Below are 19,968 nucleotides of genomic sequence, written 5' to 3'. Positions count from 1 at the left end.
ACAATTAGAAATCATAATGTTAATACGATAATCCCTGGGGTTAATGGCCGATTACGGCATAGCTTTGTCGTTAAGTCTCCTTGTAAGACCGGCCGGAATACGTAATTCTATCTCCTGTCGACACGGAGTCTGACTAAGAGACGTACATCAGGATGATGTTGTTTCTGGACACACCGGGAAGGTGCTTCACGGACAGACTTCAGGACGAAGTAAGAGGATATCGCCGGAGTGCGTTAAAGGACACCTCCAGGACGGAGAATGAGAGCCGGTCAGGATGGACGGTAGATCAGGAGGATCCAGGACACGCTTTAAGGATAAGGCCAGGTCACATCGGGGTGGTGTGAGCATGATGCGCTGTTTAAGGATGAACGGGTCAGGAGACCGCAGGAAAAGTTTTCATGGATGAGCAGGGAGCACACGGGTAGCCGGATAGCTGCGAAACGAACCGGGAGCACTGTTTTTACAGTGCTCCCTTTTTTTATTTCTCCCGCTCTTTGCTATGCTGCGCGCCAGTCTGATTAAACGGGGGCTTTTATGACTCAACATCAACGCGTGCGCCAGCAGCTTCAGCTGATTGAAGCGCAACTGCGCGAGCACGATCTCTGGCAAACCACTGCCCCGGCGCTGAGCGCCTTTGAGAGCACGCAACCCTTCTGCATGGACACACTTGCACCCTTTGAGTGGCTGCAGTGGGTGCTGATCCCACGTATGCACGCGCTGCTCGACAGCAAGCAGGCGCTGCCGCAGGCGTTTGCCATCGCGCCCTATTATGAAATGGCCCTTGAGGCGACACACCCCTCCCGCGATGCGATGCTGGTTCATCTCCAGCAGCTTGACGCGCTGTTTAGCGACGAAACGCACTGATGCTGGAGATAATCTACCAGGATGAGTGGCTGGTTGCCGTCAACAAACCCTCCGGCTGGCTGGTGCACCGCAGCTGGCTCGACCGCGATGAAAAAGTGGTGGTGATGCAGACCGTGCGCGACCAGATTGGGCAGCATGTCTTTACCGCCCATCGTCTCGACAGGCCGACTTCCGGCGTCCTGCTGATGGGGCTCTCCAGCGAAGCGGGGCGGCGTTTATCCCAGCAGTTTGAGCAGCACCAGATGCAGAAGCGCTACCACGCGATTGTGCGCGGCTGGCTGATGGAGGAGGCATTACTCGACTATCCATTGGTCGAAGAGCTGGACAAAGTGGCGGATAAATTCGCCCGTACCGACAAAGATCCGCAGCCTGCCGTAACCCACTATCGCGGCCTTGCCACGACCGAATTACCGGTAGCGATTAGTAAGTTTCCCTCTACGCGCTATGGGCTGGTCGAGCTGGAGCCGAAAACCGGACGCAAACACCAGCTTCGCCGTCATCTCTCCCATCTACGTCATCCGATTATTGGCGACAGCAAGCATGGCGATCTGCGGCAAAACCGCAGCGCGGCGGCGCATTTCGGCCTCAACCGCCTGATGTTGCACGCCAGCCAGTTAAGCCTTACACACCCGTTTACCGGCGAGGCGCTAACCCTGCGTGCCGGCTTCGATGCGGTGTGGATGCAGGCGCTGGATCAGTTCGGCTGGCGGGGCCTTCTCCCTGAGAATGAAAGGGTTGAGTTTAGCGGGCTCAGCGGTCAGGATGAGGGCAATCTGGAATCACGCAAGGAGTGATAAGCATGGCGAATATAGGCATTTTTGTCGGCACGATGTACGGCAATTCGCTGCTGGTAGCGGAAGAAGCGCAGGCGATTTTAGAAGCCCAGGGCCACACGGCAAAGGTGTATGAAGATCCCGAAGCGGCGCAGTGGGAGAGCAACAAAGGCAACTATGCGCTGGTAGTCACCTCTACTACCGGCCAGGGCGATCTGCCGGACAGCATCGCGCCGCTGTTTCACTACCTGCGCGACACCGTCGGTTATCAGCCCGAGCTGCGCTACGGCGTAATTGCGCTGGGCGACAGCACCTACAGCCACTTCTGCGGCGGCGGGAAAAAATTTGATGCGCTGTTGCAGGAGCAGGGCGCGCAGCGCATCGGCGAGGTATTGCTGATTGACGCCAGCGAAGATCCGGAGCCGGAAAGTGTCTCCAACCCGTGGGTTGAACAGTGGGCAGGCCTGCTGAAATAGGCCCGTCTCCCTCCCGCGCGCCGGGAGGGTTAGCCTCTTTTTATTAACCGTCAAGCGACGCCATTCACACTCTTCGCACCTGACCCGCGCTTTTACCCCGCCGTTTATCGTCTGTTTCAATTTTCGTGAAATACCCCCCATCGCCCTGGGCTAATGCCCCAAACCCGCGCTGAGCTGTCGCCGAATGTTGTGTTGATGCACGGTGAGAGTTACCAGGCCGCTTTTTATACTCCTTGAGCCAGTTAATAAAGCTGCCCGCCGTGGAGTGAAAACGCGTCGGGCCGCGGCATAAAAAGAGCGACAGCGTTCTGTCTTCCCCTACAGGTTGCGCCGTACAGGATGCATGTTGAAAAGAACATCTATGCTTCGGGAGTACAACCATGAGTGCATTAAGCCAGGCGGCGAGCGGCGCTGAAAAGCGCACCAACGCCCGCTACTGGATCGTGGTGATGCTATTTATCGTCACATCCTTCAACTACGGCGATCGCGCTACGCTATCGATTGCTGGCTCGGAAATGTCTAAGGCTATCGGCCTTGATCCTGTCGGTATGGGCTATGTCTTCTCCGCCTTCTCCTGGGCCTATGTCATTGGCCAGATCCCGGGCGGCTGGCTGCTTGACCGCTTCGGCTCGAAACGCGTCTACTTCTGGTCCATCTTCACCTGGTCGCTCTTTACCCTGCTGCAAGGGTTCGTCGATCTCTTCAGCGGCTTTGGCATCATCATCGCGCTCTTTACGCTGCGCTTTATGGTCGGCCTGGCAGAAGCGCCGTCGTTCCCGGGCAACAGCCGCATCGTTGCCGCCTGGTTCCCGGCGCAGGAGCGTGGCACGGCGGTCGCCATCTTCAACTCGGCGCAGTACTTCGCCACGGTGATCTTCGCGCCGATCATGGGCTGGCTGACCCACGAAGTGGGCTGGTCGCACGTCTTCTTCTTTATGGGCGGGCTTGGCATCTTCATCAGCTTCCTGTGGCTGAAAATGATCCACGAGCCGAACCAGCATCCGGGCGTCAACAAAAAGGAGCTGGAGTACATCGCCGAGGGCGGCGCGCTGATCAACATGGATCAGAAGAACCACCAGCAGAAAGTGCCCTTTGCGCAGAAGTGGGGCCAGGTCAAACAGCTGCTCGCCTCGCGCATGATGATCGGCGTTTATCTCGGGCAGTACTGCATTAACGCCTTAACCTACTTCTTTATCACCTGGTTCCCGGTCTATCTGGTGCAGGCGCGCGGCATGTCGATCCTGAAAGCGGGCTTTGTCGCCTCGATCCCGGCGATCTGCGGCTTTGTTGGCGGCGTGCTTGGCGGGGTGATCTCCGACTGGTTAATGCGCCGCTACGGATCGCTGAACGTGGCGCGTAAAACGCCCATCGTGCTGGGCATGCTGCTCTCGATGAGTATGGTGTTCTGTAACTACACCGATTCGGAAACCCTGATTATCGCCTTTATGGCGCTGGCCTTCTTCGGCAAAGGGATCGGTGCGCTCGGCTGGGCGGTGATGGCGGATACCGCGCCGAAAGAGATCAGCGGCCTGAGCGGCGGCCTGTTTAATATGTTCGGCAATATCTCCGGCATCGTCACGCCGATTGCGATTGGCTACATCGTCGGCACCACCGGCTCGTTTAACGGCGCGCTGATCTACGTTGGCGTTCATGCGCTGGTGGCGGTGCTCAGTTATCTGGTGCTGGTGGGCAATATCAAACGCATCGAACTTAAACCCGTAACAGGACGCGAATGATGAATACACAAGCCACGCCCGTCATCACCGACATGAAGGTGATCCCGGTGGCCGGGTACGACAGCATGTTGATGAATATCGGCGGCGCGCATAACGCTTACTTCACCCGCAATATCGTGGTGCTGACGGACAGCGCCGGGCATACCGGCGTGGGTGAAGCGCCGGGTGGCGAGGTGATCTATCAAACACTGGTCGATGCCACGCCAATGGTGGTGGGACAAGAGATCGCCCGGCTGAACAAAGTGGTGCAGCGGGTACACAAAGGCAACCAGGCGGCGGATTTCGACACCTTCGGTAACGGCGCGTGGACCTTTGAACTGCGCGTTAACGCCGTCGCGGCGCTGGAGGCGGCGCTGCTCGATCTGCTCGGTAAAACCCTGAATGTCCCGGTGTGCGAACTGCTGGGGCCAGGCAAACAGCGCGATGCCGTTACCGTGCTCGGCTACCTCTTCTATGTCGGCGATCGCACGAAAACCGATTTGCCCTATCTGGACGCGACGCCGGGCAGCCACGAGTGGTATCGGCTGCGCCATCAGGAGGCGATGAGCAGCGAGGCGGTAGTGCGCCTTGCGGAAGCGTCGCAGGATCGTTACGGCTTTAAAGATTTCAAACTGAAGGGCGGCGTGCTGCCGGGCGAGCAGGAGATCGATACCGTGCGCGCGCTGAAAAAACGCTTCCCCGATGCGCGCATCACCGTCGATCCCAACGGCGCGTGGCTGCTCGACGAAGCCATCCGCCTCTGCAAAGGGCTGAACGATGTGCTGACCTACGCGGAAGATCCCTGCGGCGCGGAGCAGGGTTTCTCCGGGCGTGAGGTGATGGCGGAGTTTCGCCGCGCCACCGGACTGCCGGTCGCCACCAATATGATCGCCACCAACTGGCGGGAGATGGGCCACGCGGTAATGCTCAACGCGGTCGATATTCCGCTTGCCGATCCGCACTTCTGGACGCTTTCTGGCGCGGTGCGCGTCGCGCAGTTGTGTGACGACTGGGGCTTAACCTGGGGCTGCCACTCCAACAACCATTTCGATATTTCGCTGGCGATGTTTACCCATGTCGCCGCCGCTGCACCGGGTACGCCAACGGCGATTGATACCCACTGGATCTGGCAGGAGGGCGACGCGCACCTGACGAAGGAGCCTTTGCAGATCCGCGAGGGCAAAATCGCCGTGCCGGACGCGCCGGGTCTTGGCGCTGAGCTGGACTGGGCGCAAATTGAGAAAGCGCACGCACTCTATAAAACCTTGCCGGGCGGCGCGCGCAACGACGCCGGCCCGATGCAGTACCTCATTCCTGGCTGGACGTTTGATAAAAAACGCCCCGTTTTTGGACGGCACTAAAAGAGCAAAAGGACACCATTATGAGTACTTACAGTTCCACGCCCGTTGTGGCATCGATGCAGGTTATTCCCATTGCCGGTCACGACAGCATGTTGATGAACCTGAGCGGGGCGCACGCGCCTTTCTTCACCCGCAATATCGTCATCATTAAAGATAACGCCGGTCATACCGGGGTCGGCGAAATCCCCGGTGGGGAGAAGATCCGCCAGACGCTGGAGGAGGCCGCCGCGCTGGTGGTCGGTAAGACGCTGGGCGAATATAAAAATGTGCTCAACAGCGTGCGCAACACCTTCGCCGACCGCGATGCCAGCGGGCGCGGGTTACAAACGTTCGATCTGCGTACCACTATTCACGTGGTCACCGGTATCGAAGCGGCGATGCTCGATCTGCTCGGTCAGCACCTTGGCGTGAACGTCGCTTCCCTGCTCGGCGAAGGCCAGCAGCGCAGCGAAGTAGAGATGCTCGGTTACCTCTTCTTTGTCGGCGATGCCAAAAAGACGCCGCTGCCGTACCAGAGCCAGCCCGACGATGCGTGCGACTGGTATCGCATCCGCCATGAAGAGGCGATGACGCCGGATCGCGTGGTGCGCCTGGCCGAAGCGGCTTATGAGAAATATGGCTTTAACGACTTCAAACTGAAGGGCGGCGTGCTGGCCGGGATGGAAGAGGCGGAAGCGATTTCCGCGCTGGCAAAACGCTTCCCGCAGGCGCGCGTCACCCTCGATCCGAACGGCGCGTGGTCGCTCGATGAAGCCATCGCCATCGGCAAGCAGTTGAAAGGCGTGCTCGCCTATGCCGAAGATCCGTGCGGGGCCGAGCAGGGCTTCTCCGGACGTGAAGTGATGGCGGAGTTCCGCCGCGCCACCGGGCTGCCGACCGCCACCAATATGATCGCCACCGACTGGCGGCAGATGGGCCACACCCTGTCGCTGCAATCGGTCGATATTCCGCTGGCCGACCCGCACTTCTGGACCATGCAGGGCTCGGTGCGCGTGGCGCAGATGTGCCATGAGTTTGGCCTCACCTGGGGTTCTCACTCCAATAACCACTTCGATATTTCGCTGGCGATGTTCACCCATGTCGCCGCCGCTGCGCCGGGCAAGATCACCGCCATCGATACCCACTGGATCTGGCAGGAGGGCAACCAGCGCCTGACCAAAGCACCCTTTGAAATCAAAGGCGGCATGGTGCAAGTGCCAACCACGCCGGGTCTTGGCGTTGAGCTGGATATGGATCAAGTGATGAAGGCTAACGCGTTGTATCAAAAGCATGGACTCGGCGCGCGCGACGATGCGATGGGCATGCAGTACCTGATCCCGGACTGGAAGTTTGATAACAAGCGTCCCTGCATGGTGCGTTAATGAAATTGCCACTCCTTGCGGGGGCTGGCATTTCCCGCTGCCCGCAAGGTGTATGCTTACCGTGGTGAATATGCGTAAGGACGGCTTATGAAAATTGTCATCGCACCGGACTCCTACAAAGAGAGTTTAACGGCCCTGGAGGTGGCGACCGCCATTGAAGCGGGGTTTAGCGAGGTGTACCCCAACGCTGAGTACGTGAAAATCCCGGTGGCGGACGGCGGGGAAGGGACGGTAGAAGCGATGGTCGCCGCCACCCAGGGGCGGGTGGTGAAGGTGACGGTTAAAGGGCCGCTTGGCGAGGAGGCCGATGCCTTTTATGGCCTCTCCGGCGATGAGCAATCGGCGTTTATCGAAATGGCGGCGGCAAGCGGGCTGGAGCGCGTGCCCACGGCGAAGCGCGATCCGTTAATCACCACCTCATGGGGGACCGGGGAGCTGATCCGCCATGCGCTGGATGCGGGCGTGAAACAGATCATTATCGGCATTGGCGGCAGCGCGACCAACGATGGCGGCGCAGGCATGGTGCAGGCGCTGGGCGCAAAGCTGCTTGATGAGCAGGGGGAGCAGATCGGCGCAGGCGGCGCGGCGCTGGAGCGCCTGGCGCGCATTGATATTAGCGAGCTGGATCGTCGCCTGGCGCAGTGCCGGATTGATGTCGCCTGCGATGTTACCAATCCGCTCACCGGGAAAGAGGGGGCCTCAGCGGTGTTCGGCCCGCAAAAAGGGGCGACGCCGGAGATGATCGCGCGGCTGGATAAGGCGCTGGCGCACTACGCGCAGATTATTGCCCGCGATCTCGATTGCGATGTGTTAACGCTCTCCGGCGGTGGCGCGGCGGGTGGCATGGGCGCGGCGTTGTACGCTTTTTGCGGAGCCGAGCTGCGCCAGGGGATTGAGATTGTGACCGATGCGCTGGCGCTGGATAAGCACGTGGCCGATGCGGATCTGGTGATCACCGGCGAAGGGCGAATCGACAGCCAGACCGTGCATGGCAAAGTCCCGGTCGGCGTGGCGAAGGTCGCCAAACGGTATGATATTCCGGTGATCGGCATTGCCGGCAGCCTGACCGCCGATGTTGGTGTGGTGCACGAGCACGGTATCGATGCGGTGTTCAGCGTGATTTACACCATTTGTTCCCTCGACGAGGCATTAGCCAACGCCGGGGAGAATGTGCGCCTCACCGCCCGCAACGTGGCGGCGGTATTAAAAGCGGGGCAGAGGTTGCGGTAAGGATTGCCGGATACCTGGGGGGGCTGGTTGTGCCGGATGGCTCTTGCGCTTATCCGGCCTACGGGTGCGATATGCCTGTGGGATGTTTATGCCGGATGGCGGCTACGCCTTATCCGGCCTACGGGTGCGATATGCCTGTGGGGTGGTTATGCCGGATGGCGGCTGCGCCTTATCCGGCCTACGGATACAGAGCTGCTGAAACCGCGTAGGCCGGATAAGCGTTTACGCGCCATCCGGCAATGGGATCGCGCTTAACCAATCAACCGGTGCGCTTCGCGCGCTACGTTATCCATCTCGTCGAGCAATTCGAGAAGCTCCGGCTCCAGATCTTCGGCGGCCACGCCGCTGCGCAACTGGTGCTCAATCAAATGACAAAGCTTTTTCAGGCGCGGTACGCCGCTATAACCGCAGCTGCCGTGCAATTTATGGATCCCCTCCGCCAGCCCGCTGGGCGCTTCGCCGACTAACTGCTCTTCTACCATATTGCGGATCTCCGGCAGAAACTCGACCAGCATATGCAGCATATCGCGCGCCAAATCCGATTTCCCCGCCGCCTGACGCAGCGCTAACTGCCAGTCGAGCGTCGTTTCATCATCCACGGTAATAACCGGCGGCGTCTGCTCCGCTTCCGGCTCCAGCGGCGTCAACCATGGGCCGACGCTGTGGCCGGGCTTATAGCGCAGCAGCAGATTACGCAGCTTCTCCTCTTCAATCGGCTTCGCCAGGTAGTCATTCATCCCGGCGCTGAGCAGCTTCTCTTTCTGCCCGGCCATCGCATGGGCGGTAACGGCGACCACCGGCGTCTGCTGCTGGTGCGGCAGCTGGCGAATCAATTCGCAGGCGCGAATCCCGTCCATCTCCGGCATCTGAATATCCATCAGCACCAGATCGAACTGCATCTGCTTCGCCCGCTCAAGGGCTTGCTGGCCGCTTTCGCACAGCTCCACCTGCTGAACCTGATCCTCCAGCAGCGCGCCAATCAGCTTCAGGTTGGCGGGGTTATCATCCACCGCCATTACCGACATCGGCAATTTGCTCTCGTCGGGCGCGGGCAGCTCCGCCAGCCGCGTGATGCGGCAATATTCCGTTAACGCAGGCAGCAGGCGCGTCGAGGTGAGCGGTTTAAGCAGACAGGCCGCCGCGCCATCCTGTTTGAGCGATTCGGCGTCAACCTGCGCGTGACAGGGCAGCGCCAGCAGCAGATAGTCGGTCATCGCCGCGGCACGCGCCAGGCGGTCATGCTGCATACTCAGCGGCTCGCGCACGGTTACCGGGATCGCCATCAACAGCATGTCGTAGTGCGCCTGCGGCAGCGCGGAAAACGACGGGCTGTAGATCACCTCCAGCGGCGTTTCGCTCAGCACATCAAGCGTACACTGCGCTGCCGTCGCATTCGGCTCCACGTAGGCCAGACGCTTGCCGACCAGACAGCGGGTTGGCTGCATCTCGCTGATAGCATTCGGGTTAAGATCGAGATTGATATGGAACCAGAAGGTCGAGCCGCGATTGGGCTGGCTGTGGAAAGAGATATCGCCGCCCATCTCATTGACCAGCCGCTGGGTGATCACCAGCCCCAGCCCGGTGCCGCCGTGGCGACGCGAAATGCTGGCGTCTGCCTGACGAAATGCCTGGAAGAGCCGCGACTGATCGCGCTCCGGAATGCCAATGCCGGTATCGCGGATCTGCATCTCCACCTGCACTTTGTTATTGCTGATGGCGCGTTTCTCCACCACCACGTCGATATTGCCGTTTTCCGTAAACTTGATCGCATTGCCGACCAGATTGGTGATCACCTGCTGCAGGCGCAGCGGATCGCCAATGACATTATCCGGCACATCGTTTTTGATACTCAATGTCAGCTCCAGCCCCTTATCGTGGGCCGAGTGCGCCAGCAGCGTCACCACCTCATCCAGCGTGCTGCGCAGCGGGAAGGGGATACTCTCCAGAATCAGCTTGCCCGCTTCCAGCTTGGAGAAGTCGAGCACGTCATTGATGATCGCCAGCAGGTTATTGGCTGAGCGCTCAATGGTCAGCAGGTGGTCGCGCTGGGTAGGATTCAGTTCCGATTTCAGCGTCAGGCGGGTAAAGCCAATTACGCCATTAAGCGGCGTTCGCAGCTCGTGGGACATATTGGCGAGGAACTCGGATTTGATGCGCGCCGCTTCCTGGGCGCGCTTTTTCGCCAGATCCAGTTCAACGTTCTGGATCTCCATCTGCTCCAGCGTTTCGCGCAGATCGGAGGTGGACTGGTCGATATTGTGCTGCATCTCTTCGTGATAGGCCGCCAGCGACATCGCCATCGAGTTGATGCCGTTTTTCAGCATATCCAGCTCGCCGAGCATAAAGCCTTCGACGCGGCTATCGAGCTGGCCGCGGCGAATGCGGTCGACGGTATTGACCATATTGCGAATGGGGCTGGTGACATCGCGCATCAACCGCCAGCCGAAAATCAGCGCAATACCGATACAGAAGAGGATCATCAGGCTGGAGATAAAGATCTCTTTGTACTGCTGCAAACGCACCGATTTGAGATCCAGCTCCAGCGCCACATAGCCGAGCAAGTTGCCGGTGATCTTATCCGCCGGCAGCGAGGAGCTGGCGGGCGCAAACCCTTCGGTGAGGATCGGCGTGCGCAGGATCATCACATCGCCGCGCCGGGTGACGCTCAGCTTACGCGGGAAGGGCTGATTGGCGGGCAGCTTGAGGGAGTCGCCCTCGAGTTGCAGGTTCGACGAGACGAAGAGCGCGTTCTTATTGTCGTAGATCGAGATGGCCCGCACGATATCGGAGTGGCGGCGATGCAGGACGCTAATCAGCTGGCCGATGGCGTCCTTATCCTGCAACGTCATGCTGTATTCGCTGGAGACCGCCAGCGGCTCAATAATGCTGGCACCGGCGTCTTCCAGTTGACGCTGCAAATCGTTATAGCGATGGACGACAAAAAAGACGCTGAGCAGCACACCGATAAGTACGGTGGGCGCCAGAATCAGAATCATCATGCGTGCGCGCAAGCTGTAGTTGGTCATGGAATTCCGTTATGGGAGAATGGGGCCATTGATCAGTAATTGAGATTTTTCACCGCAATGGCGCAATTCTACTCTGCAAAACGACGCGTGACGACTCGTCAAAAAATAACCGTAACAGTAAACGACCTTGACCCGTTTGGGCAGGGGGTGGCGCGTCATAATGGTAAAGCGCTGTTTATTCCCGGTTTGTTACCCGCAGAGACGGCGGAAATTATCCTTAAAGAGGAGAAGCGCCAGTTTGCCCGTGGCGAAGTGAGCCGTCGGCTGAACGACAGCCCGGAGCGCGTAGCGCCGCGCTGCCCGCACTTTGGCGTCTGCGGCGGCTGCCAGCAGCAGCATGCCAGCGTGGAGCTGCAACAGCGCAGCAAACGCGCCGCGCTGGCACGCCTGATGAAGCAGGATGTCGACGATGTGATCGCCGGTGAGCCGTGGGGTTACCGCCGCCGCGCGCGCTTAAGCCTGAGCTGGCAGCCGAAAGCGCAGCGTCTGGAGATGGGTTTTCGCAAAGCGGGCGACAGCGATATCGTCAATGTCACACAATGCCCGGTGCTGGTGCCCCGTCTTGAAGCACTGCTCACGCCGCTGCGCGACTGCCTGGCGGAATTAAGCGGCGCTCGCCAACTGGGGCATGTTGAATTGGTCGACGCGGATAATGGCCCGCTGATGGTGCTGCGTCACACCGCACCGTTAAACGCCGCCGACAGAGCAAAACTGGAACGCTTTTCGCATTCCCATCATCTTGCGCTTTATCTCGCGCCGCAAAGCGATATTGTTGAGCAGATCACTGGTCAGACTCCCTGCTACGCTTCTGACGGGCTACCCTTACACTTCAGCCCGCGGGATTTTATCCAGGTCAACGATGGCGTAAATCAGCAGATGGTCGCCCGTGCGCTGGAGTGGCTTGATGTGCAGCCACAGGACCGCATTCTCGATCTCTTTTGTGGGATGGGGAACTTCACGCTGCCGCTGGCGAAACGCGCGGCGGAAGTGGTTGGCGTGGAGGGCGTTGCCGAGCTGGTGGCGAAAGGGCAGGAGAACGCGCAACAGAATGGTTTGCACAATGTGACATTCTTTCATGAAAATCTGGAGGAAGATGTTACAAAGCAGCCGTGGGCGAGCCGTGGGTTTGACAAAGTTTTACTCGACCCTGCGCGCGCGGGCGCGGCGGGTGTGATGCAGCATATTATAAAATTGTCGCCGGGCCGGGTGGTCTACGTCTCCTGTAATCCCGCCACGCTTGCACGCGACAGTGAAGCGCTGCTGAGTGCGGGATACCAGATTGAGCGGCTGGCGATGCTGGACATGTTCCCGCACACTGGTCACCTGGAATCGATGGTGTTGTTTGTGAAACACAAATGATTAATTTCGGCTTGCCGAATTCGGCAGGCCCGGTCCCTGAAAGGAGAGGACAATGGTTGCGGTACGCAGTGCGCATTTGAACAAAGCGGGTGAATTCGATCCGGCCAAATGGATCGCCAGTCTGGGCATTACCAGTCAGCCGTCGTGTGAACGCTTAACCGAAACCTGGGCTTATTGTCTGCGTCAAACTCAAGGGCATCCGCAGGCGGAGATCCTGCTTTCACGCGGTATCGAGATGGTGGAGATCCTCTCGATGCTGAGTATGGACACCGACACGCTGCGCGCCGCGCTGCTCTTCCCGCTCGCCGATGCGGAAGTGGTCAGCGAAGAGGTGCTGCGCGAAAACGTCGGGGCGGCGGTGGTTGAGCTGATCCATGGCGTGCGCGACATGGCCGCCATCCGCCAGTTAAAAGCGACCCATACCGATTCCGTCTCCTCCGAACAGGTGGATAACGTCCGCCGCATGCTGCTGGCAATGGTGGATGATTTCCGCTGTGTGGTCATCAAGCTTGCTGAACGTATCGCCCATCTGCGCGAAGTGAAAGATGCGCCGGAAGATGAGCGCGTGCTGGCGGCGAAAGAGTGTACCAACATCTATGCGCCACTGGCGAACCGCTTAGGCATCGGCCAGCTGAAATGGGAGCTGGAGGATTACTGCTTCCGCTACCTGCACCCGGAAGAGTACAAGCGCATCGCTAAGCTGCTGCACGAGCGCCGTATCGATCGCGAACACTACATCGATGAGTTTGTTGGTCACCTGCGCGCCGAGATGAAGACCGAAGGCGTCAAAGCCGAAGTCTATGGCCGCCCGAAACATATCTACAGCATCTGGCGCAAGATGCAGAAAAAGCACCTCGCGTTCGACGAGCTGTTTGATGTCCGCGCCGTGCGCATCGTCGCTGAACGGTTGCAGGACTGCTACGCCGCGCTGGGGATTGTGCATACCCACTATCGCCACCTGCCGGATGAGTTCGACGACTATGTCGCCAACCCGAAACCGAACGGCTACCAGTCTATCCATACGGTGGTGCTCGGGCCGGGCGGTAAAACCGTTGAGATCCAGATCCGTACCCGCCAGATGCACGAAGATGCCGAGCTGGGCGTCGCCGCGCACTGGAAGTACAAAGAGGGCACCGCGACGGCGACCGGCGCGCGTTCCGCCCATGAAGATCGCATTGCCTGGCTGCGTAAGCTGATTACCTGGCAGGAAGAGATGGCGGACTCCGGCGAGATGCTCGACGAAGTGCGCAGCCAGGTCTTCGACGACCGGGTCTACGTGTTTACGCCAAAAGGCGATGTGGTGGATCTGCCCGCTGGCTCCACGCCGCTGGACTTCGCTTACCATATTCACAGCGATGTCGGTCACCGCTGCATCGGCGCGAAAATCAGCGGCCGCATCGTGCCCTTTACCTATCAGCTGCAGATGGGCGATCAGATTGAGATCATCACCCAGAAGCAGCCGAACCCGAGCCGCGACTGGCTCAACCCGAACCTCGGCTATGTCACCACCAGCCGCGGGCGCTCTAAGATCCACGCCTGGTTCCGCAAGCAGGATCGCGACAAGAACATTGTTGCCGGTCGCCAGATCCTCGACGATGAGCTGGCGCACCTCGGTATCAGCCTGAAAGAGGCGGAGAAGCACCTGCTGCCGCGCTACAACTTCAACGAGCTGGATGAGCTGCTGGCGGCGATTGGCGGCGGTGATATTCGCCTTAACCAGATGGTTAACTTCCTGCAGGCGCAGTTCAACAAGCCGAGCGCCGAGGAGCAGGATGCCGCTGCGCTCAAGCAGTTGCAGCAGAAGACCTACGCACCGCAGAACCGCAGCAAAGACAACGGGCGCGTGGTAGTGGAAGGGGTTGGCAACCTGATGCACCACATTGCGCGCTGCTGCCAGCCGATCCCCGGCGACGAAATCGTCGGCTTTATCACCCAGGGGCGCGGCATCTCGATTCACCGCGCCGACTGCGATCAGCTGGAAGAGCTGCGCAATGTCGCGCCGGAGCGCATCGTCGATGCCGTCTGGGGCGAAAGCTACTCGGCGGGCTACTCGCTGGTGGTGCGCGTCACGGCGAACGATCGCAGCGGGCTGCTGCGTGATATCACCACCATTCTCGCCAACGAAAAGGTCAACGTGCTGGGCGTTGCCAGCCGCAGCGACACCCGCGAGCAGCTGGCGACTATCGATATGAATATCGAAATCTACAACCTGCAGGTGCTGGGCCGCGTGCTTAGCAAACTGAATCAGGTGCCTGACGTTATCGACGCGCGTCGCCTGCACGGCGGCTGATCGTCTCTTCACCCGATCCTCTCACGTGCTGGGAGGATCGCTTTTTAGCAAGGATTTTTCATGACTCAAATCGAACGTCTGCTCGGGATCATGCAACGGCTGCGCGACCCGCAAACCGGCTGCCCGTGGGACAAAGAGCAGACTTACGCCACCATCGCGCCCTACACGCTGGAAGAGACTTACGAAGTGCTGGACGCCATTTCGCGCGAAGACTTCGACGATCTGCGCGGCGAGCTGGGCGATCTGCTCTTCCAGGTGGTCTTCTACGCGCAGATGGCGCAGGAAGAGGGGCGTTTTGATTTCAACGATATTTGTGCTGCCATCAGCGACAAGCTGGAGCGCCGCCATCCGCATATCTTTGGCGACGCGCAGGCGGGTAACAGCGCGGAAGTGCTTGAGCGCTGGGAGCAGATCAAAACCGCCGAGCGGGCGGAGAAAGCGCAGCACTCGGCGCTGGATGATATTCCCCACAGCCTGCCGGCGCTGATGCGTGCCCACAAAATCCAGAAGCGTTGCTCAACCGTGGGCTTTGACTGGACCACCATCGGCCCGGTGCTCGACAAAGTGTATGAAGAGATCGACGAAGTGATGCACGAAGCGAAACAGGCGGTTGTCGATCAGGCGCGCGTGGAAGAGGAGACGGGCGATCTGCTCTTTGCCACCGTTAATCTCTCTCGTCACCTGGGCGTTAAAGCGGAAGTGGCGCTGCAAAAAGCGAACCTCAAATTTGAGCGCCGCTTTCGCGAAGTCGAACGCCTGGTTCAGGAGCGCGGCCTGGAAATGACCGGCGTAGATCTGGAAACAATGGAAACTATCTGGCAGCAGGTAAAGCGCCAGGAACATGATCTTTAAGGCATTTGTGGTAACAAGCGCGATTTGTGTGATTTTTTAAATAGCAAGCGCTTGATTTGCGTCAAAAACATTTGCTGGAAAGGGGCTATTTTCACACTCATTACGTTTGTTGAAACGTTTCCGCTAACGCCGCTTCGGCTTATCCTTAGGGCTTCCGGGCGGCAACAGCACGAATCAGCAAACGTTCAGAATTGTTGTACAAGCGGCGTCAGCTAAGAGAGCTAACGCTAATGCGGCCTGAAGAGAGAAGGGGAGGGGGAATGAAAGTTTGTGGCGCAACTCATCATCCGGTATACTGCTTTCCCGTCCTGGTTATTCCACCGTCTTTTAAACCTAACTTCTCAGGTTCAGCATGACAACGAACTATATTTTTGTGACCGGCGGGGTCGTATCCTCTCTGGGTAAAGGCATTGCCGCAGCCTCCCTGGCAGCTATTCTTGAAGCCCGTGGCCTCAAGGTCACCATGATGAAACTGGATCCGTACATTAACGTCGATCCGGGCACAATGAGCCCTATCCAGCATGGTGAAGTGTTCGTTACCGAAGATGGCGCAGAAACCGATCTTGATTTGGGTCACTACGAGCGTTTCATCCGCACCAAGATGACCCGTCGCAACAACTTCACCACCGGCCGTATCTACTCCGAGGTGCTGCGTAAAGAGCGCCGCGGTGACTATCTCGGTGCGACCGTGCAGGTTATCCCTCATATCACCAACGCCATCAAAGAGCGCATTATTGCCGGCGGCGAAGGCCACGACGTTGCGCTGGTTGAGATTGGCGGTACTGTCGGTGATATCGAATCCCTGCCATTCCTCGAAGCGATCCGCCAGATGGCGGTAGAAGTGGGCCGCGAGCGCACCCTCTACATGCATCTGACGCTGGTGCCATACATGGCCGCTTCCGGTGAAGTGAAAACCAAGCCGACTCAGCACTCCGTGAAAGAGCTGCTCTCCATCGGTATTCAGCCAGATATCCTGATTTGCCGCTCCGATCGCGCCGTTCCGGCCAACGAAAGAGCCAAAATTGCTTTGTTCTGTAACGTTCCAGAAAAAGCAGTGATTTCTCTGAAAGATGTCGATTCCATTTATAAAATCCCGGGCCTGTTGAAATCTCAGGGGCTGGACGATTATATTTGTAAACGATTCAGCTTAGACTGCCCGGAAGCGAATCTCGCCGAATGGGAGCAGGTGATCTACCAGGAAGCGAATCCGTCGGGTGAAGTCACGATTGGTATGGTCGGCAAGTACATTGAGCTGCCGGACGCCTATAAATCGGTGATTGAAGCGCTGAAACATGGTGGTCTGAAAAACCGCGTAACCGTCAACATCAAGCTGATTGATTCGCAGGATGTTGAGACGCGCGGCGTTGAGATCCTCAAAGGCCTCGATGCCATTCTGATCCCGGGCGGCTTCGGCTACCGCGGCGTAGAAGGCAAGATCGCCACCGCGCGTTTTGCGCGTGAAAACAATATTCCTTACCTCGGCATCTGCCTGGGTATGCAGGTTGCGTTGATTGAGTATGCGCGCCACGTTGTCGGGATGGAGAACGCCAACTCCACGGAATTTGTGCCAGACTGTAAGTACCCGGTTGTGGCGCTGATCACCGAGTGGCGTGACGAAGAGGGCAACGTTGAGCAGCGTTCTGAGAAGAGCGATCTCGGCGGTACCATGCGCCTGGGCGCGCAGCAGTGCCAGCTTAGCGATGAGAGCCTGGTTCGCCAGCTATATGGCTCAGAAACGATTGTTGAGCGCCATCGCCATCGCTACGAAGTCAACAATATGCTGTTGAAACAGATTGAAGCTGCGGGCCTGCGCGTTGCGGGCCGTTCCGGGGATGATCAGTTGGTCGAGATCATCGAAGTGCCGAACCATCCGTGGTTTGTTGCTTGCCAGTTCCACCCGGAGTTTACTTCTACGCCGCGTGACGGACATCCGCTGTTTGCCGGCTTTGTGAAAGCCGCCAGCGAGTATCAAAAGCGCCAGGCGAAGTAAAATATACAAAGACAGTGCACCCGACGGGTGCATTGTTGTCTGGAGTTTTAGTTTAACTTGTACTGAGGAAAACCTAATGTCCAAAATCGTTAAAGTCATCGGTCGTGAAATCATCGACTCCCGTGGTAACCCGACTGTTGAAGCAGAAGTTCACCTGGAAGGTGGTTTCGTTGGTCTGGCTGCCGCTCCGTCAGGTGCTTCCACTGGTTCCCGCGAAGCGCTGGAACTGCGCGATGGCGACAAATCCCGTTTCCTGGGTAAAGGCGTAACCAAAGCAGTTGGCGCCGTTAACGGCCCGATTGCTCAGGCGCTGCTTGGCAAAGATGCCAAAGACCAGGCTGGCATCGATAAGATCATGATCGATCTGGACGGTACTGAGAACAAATCTAACTTCGGCGCCAACGCCATCCTCGCGGTCTCCCTGGCTGCTGCGAAAGCTGCTGCTGCCTCTAAAGGCCAGCCGCTGTACGAGCACATCGCTGAACTGAACGGCACCCCGGGCAAATACTCCATGCCGGTTCCGATGATGAACATCATCAACGGCGGCGAGCACGCTGACAACAACGTCGACATCCAGGAATTCATGATCCAGCCGGTTGGCGCTTCCAGCGTTAAAGAAGCGATCCGCATGGGTTCTGAAGTGTTCCATCACCTGGCGAAAGTGCTGAAGTCTAAAGGCATGAACACCGCTGTAGGTGACGAAGGTGGCTACGCGCCGAACCTGGGTTCCAACGCCGAAGCGCTGGCTGTTATCGCTGAAGCGGTAAAAGCAGCAGGCTACGAACTGGGCAAAGACATCACCCTGGCGATGGACTGCGCAGCATCTGAATTCTACAAAGACGGCAAATATGTGCTGGCTGGCGAAGGCAACAAAGCCTTCTCTTCTGAAGAGTTCACTCACTTCCTGGAAGAGCTGACCAAACAGTACCCGATCGTCTCCATCGAAGATGGCCTGGACGAATCTGACTGGGACGGCTTTGCATACCAGACCAAAGTGCTGGGCGACAAAATCCAGCTGGTGGGCGACGACCTGTTCGTAACCAACACCAAGATCCTGAAAGAAGGTATCGACAAAGGTATCGCTAACTCCATCCTGATCAAATTCAACCAGATCGGTTCCCTGACCGAAACTCTGGCTGCAATCAAGATGGCGAAAGATGCGGGCTACACTGCCGTTATCTCTCACCGCTCTGGCGAAACTGAAGACGCAACCATCGCTGACCTGGCGGTAGGTACTGCGGCTGGCCAGATCAAAACCGGTTCCATGAGCCGTTCTGACCGCGTTGCTAAATACAACCAGCTGATTCGTATCGAAGAAGCGCTGGGCGAAAAAGCACCGTACAACGGTCGTAAAGAGATCAAAGGCCAGGCATAATCCCTGCGCGTTTGTCTTAGAGAAATGCCAGTCGAATGACTGGCATTTTTTTTACTTAAAATCGACTTCCATCTGCTGCGGAATGGTCAAACCGCGCGTCGTCTGCACACAGCGGGCGATATAGTCGGTAAAGCGCGGCGGTTTCGGCATGCCGAGGCTCAGCAGCTTATCATTACTGAAACGCACGTTGAGCGTGGCGAAGGCACCATATAACCGCATCGCTTTCAGCATCAGCCGCTCATTGCATGGCCCGAAGATATCTTTCAGCTCGCGGCGCATCTTCACCAGTGTTTCATAGCTCACCTGCGCGTAGTTATCGGCAATCGGGGCTTTCTCCAGCGCCTGCGCCATCGCGCTGTCGATGTCCGCAAAGCGCACGCTGTTCTCCTCCCCGGCAGAGATATGCACCACTTCCCCGTGCGCCATCTCTTTTTCCAGCAGCATCAGCAGGGCATCAGCACAGTAATCGACCGGGATCACATCCACGCGATCCTCCAGCGAGCACATAAATTTTTGCAGCATCAGCCCCATACTGAAGACCCAGAAAATACTGGTCGACGGCTGGCAGCCGTGGCACGTATGTCCAACCACAATAGAGGGACGGGCGATAACCAGCGGCAGCTGCGGGCAGTGCTGGCGCATCAGCTGTTCAATGGTCGATTTGGAGTGGGTATATGCCACAAGATGCTCCGCGTTTTCACGGAACTCTGCATTTTCCGCCACCAGCGAATCCGGCTCCGGAGTACACGACATCGCCGTGCCGACATGCAGGAAACGCTGCAAGCCCGTTACCTGCGCCATCCGGCGCGCAAAGGCGAGCGTACCTTCGACGTTCACTTTCCAGATCAGCGGATTGCTGCCAAATGAGGCCACCGCCGCGCAGTTGATCACATGGGTAACCTGCTCAAGACGCGGATCGTCGAGAAAGCTCTCCGGCTCACCCAAATCGCCGCAAAGGATCTCATTGGCGGTGAGGGCGGCAAGCTGCGCCTCGCTGAGATTAAATTTGCGCATATTGGTGACAATGCGCGCCAGCCCGCTTTCGCGATCGGCAGCGCGCACCAGCAACAGTAAATTGACCTTTTCATTACGCTGCAGGATTTTTTCTAATACTGCTCCGCCCAGAAAACCCGTTGCGCCCGTTATTAATAGTGTGGTCATACATGCTATCCCATTATTGTTGAATGGGCGGATTGTAGGAGCAGAAAAGTAAACGCCAGATAAATAAACGCGCGGCGTGAAAAGGCGAAAATTAAGCTTAATTTAAGGAAAGTGTCGCGGGGGATTTTTATAGGA

14 protein-coding genes are annotated in these 19,968 nt (G+C 58.1%); 12 read left to right on the top strand and 2 right to left on the bottom strand.

The annotated features are described in order from the left end of the window. The first annotated feature begins 534 nt into the window (after positions 1-534). The 7 genes from IAE50_RS20480 to IAE50_RS20450 all read left to right on the top strand — a co-directional run bounded on the left by IAE50_RS20480 (position 535) and on the right by IAE50_RS20450 (position 7,780). Entirely contained in the window at positions 535-864 is a 330-nt protein-coding gene (locus tag IAE50_RS20480; RefSeq protein WP_042712751.1) for a YqcC family protein, read from the top strand. Further along, complete coding sequence (gene truC / locus IAE50_RS20475) at positions 864-1,658, top strand: tRNA pseudouridine(65) synthase TruC (protein ID WP_054804276.1); 795 nt, start codon at positions 864-866, stop codon at positions 1,656-1,658. Before IAE50_RS20480 ends, truC begins: the two co-directional genes overlap by 1 nt. A gap of 5 nt (positions 1,659-1,663) precedes the next feature. Further along, positions 1,664-2,113, top strand: a complete 450-nt coding sequence (locus IAE50_RS20470; protein WP_200581104.1) for a flavodoxin — start codon at positions 1,664-1,666, stop codon at positions 2,111-2,113. 380 nt (positions 2,114-2,493) lie between these two features. Continuing rightward, positions 2,494-3,849 (top strand): MFS transporter, encoded by a 1,356-nt coding sequence (locus tag IAE50_RS20465; protein WP_200581103.1) that lies wholly within the window; start codon positions 2,494-2,496, stop codon positions 3,847-3,849. Beyond that, positions 3,849-5,189, top strand: a complete 1,341-nt coding sequence (locus tag IAE50_RS20460; RefSeq protein ID WP_200581116.1) for an enolase C-terminal domain-like protein — start codon at positions 3,849-3,851, stop codon at positions 5,187-5,189. Before IAE50_RS20465 ends, IAE50_RS20460 begins: the two co-directional genes overlap by 1 nt. Before the next feature lie 20 nt (positions 5,190-5,209). Next, positions 5,210-6,550 (top strand): glucarate dehydratase, encoded by a 1,341-nt coding sequence (gene gudD / locus IAE50_RS20455; protein ID WP_200581102.1) that lies wholly within the window; start codon positions 5,210-5,212, stop codon positions 6,548-6,550. A gap of 87 nt (positions 6,551-6,637) precedes the next feature. Next, the gene (locus tag IAE50_RS20450; RefSeq protein WP_200581101.1) at positions 6,638-7,780 is read left to right on the top strand and encodes a glycerate kinase; all 1,143 of its coding nucleotides are present in this window, start codon (positions 6,638-6,640) and stop codon (positions 7,778-7,780) included. A gap of 251 nt (positions 7,781-8,031) precedes the next feature. Here IAE50_RS20450 and barA read toward each other — a convergent pair whose 3' ends face one another. Then, positions 8,032-10,806: a two-component sensor histidine kinase BarA gene (gene barA, locus IAE50_RS20445; RefSeq protein WP_200135578.1), complete on the bottom strand. Its 2,775-nt coding sequence runs from the start codon at positions 10,804-10,806 to the stop codon at positions 8,032-8,034. A gap of 57 nt (positions 10,807-10,863) precedes the next feature. Between barA and rlmD the strand changes: the two genes are divergently transcribed. The 5 genes from rlmD (at position 10,864) to eno (ending at position 18,672) form a co-directional block, all read left to right on the top strand. Beyond that, positions 10,864-12,165, top strand: coding sequence for a 23S rRNA (uracil(1939)-C(5))-methyltransferase RlmD (gene rlmD, locus IAE50_RS20440; RefSeq protein WP_200581115.1), 1,302 nt, complete (start codon positions 10,864-10,866; stop codon positions 12,163-12,165). Between the two features lie 52 nt (positions 12,166-12,217). Continuing rightward, positions 12,218-14,455 (top strand): GTP diphosphokinase, encoded by a 2,238-nt coding sequence (gene relA / locus IAE50_RS20435; RefSeq protein ID WP_200581100.1) that lies wholly within the window; start codon positions 12,218-12,220, stop codon positions 14,453-14,455. A gap of 60 nt (positions 14,456-14,515) precedes the next feature. Next, positions 14,516-15,307 carry a nucleoside triphosphate pyrophosphohydrolase gene (gene mazG / locus IAE50_RS20430; protein WP_200581099.1) on the top strand — a complete coding sequence of 264 codons (792 nt, stop codon included), beginning with the start codon at positions 14,516-14,518 and terminating at the stop codon, positions 15,305-15,307. Positions 15,308-15,659: 352 nt separating this feature from the next. Then, entirely contained in the window at positions 15,660-17,297 is a 1,638-nt protein-coding gene (gene pyrG / locus IAE50_RS20425) for a glutamine hydrolyzing CTP synthase (RefSeq protein WP_023479487.1), read from the top strand. A gap of 76 nt (positions 17,298-17,373) precedes the next feature. Next, positions 17,374-18,672, top strand: coding sequence for a phosphopyruvate hydratase (gene eno / locus IAE50_RS20420; RefSeq protein WP_023479467.1), 1,299 nt, complete (start codon positions 17,374-17,376; stop codon positions 18,670-18,672). A gap of 51 nt (positions 18,673-18,723) precedes the next feature. Here eno and IAE50_RS20415 read toward each other — a convergent pair whose 3' ends face one another. Further along, entirely contained in the window at positions 18,724-19,833 is a 1,110-nt protein-coding gene (locus tag IAE50_RS20415) for an SDR family oxidoreductase (protein ID WP_200581098.1), read from the bottom strand. Between the last annotated feature and the right edge of the window lie 135 nt (positions 19,834-19,968).

Source organism: Kosakonia sp. S42, from assembly GCF_016624785.1.
GTDB lineage: Bacteria > Pseudomonadota > Gammaproteobacteria > Enterobacterales > Enterobacteriaceae > Kosakonia > Kosakonia cowanii.
The sequence above is the reverse complement of the archived record's forward strand: the minus strand, read 5'-3'. Positions and strand labels throughout refer to the sequence as shown.